Raw genomic sequence first — 303 nt, 5'->3', positions numbered from 1 at the left:
CCGTTGACCCACATCGAGGCGATGTACAGCACGGTGCCGATGGTGGCGAGCCAGAAGTGCGCGTTGATCAGGCCGATGCTGTGCATCTGCTCGCGGCCGAAGACTTTCGGGATCATGTGGTACAGCGCGCCGATGGAGATCATCGCCACCCAGCCCAGCGCGCCGGCGTGAACATGGCCGATGGTCCAGTCGGTGTAGTGGGAGAGGGCGTTGACGGTCTTGATCGCCATCATCGGACCTTCGAAGGTCGACATGCCGTAGAACGCCAGGGACACCACCAGGAAACGCAGGATCGGGTCGCTG

General features: G+C 62.7%; 1 protein-coding gene. It reads right to left on the bottom strand.

The genetic code is table 11. The features are described from left to right. Positions 1-303 (bottom strand): cbb3-type cytochrome c oxidase subunit I (locus tag K675_RS31250; protein WP_017905617.1); only part of this gene is annotated, 303 nt, incomplete at both ends.

It is taken from the genome of Pseudomonas fuscovaginae SE-1 (assembly GCF_000364705.1).
Taxonomy (GTDB): Bacteria; Pseudomonadota; Gammaproteobacteria; order Pseudomonadales; family Pseudomonadaceae; genus Aquipseudomonas; species Aquipseudomonas fuscovaginae_A.
Note: the sequence above shows the minus strand (reverse complement) of the source record. Positions and strands in the feature narration are given on the sequence as shown.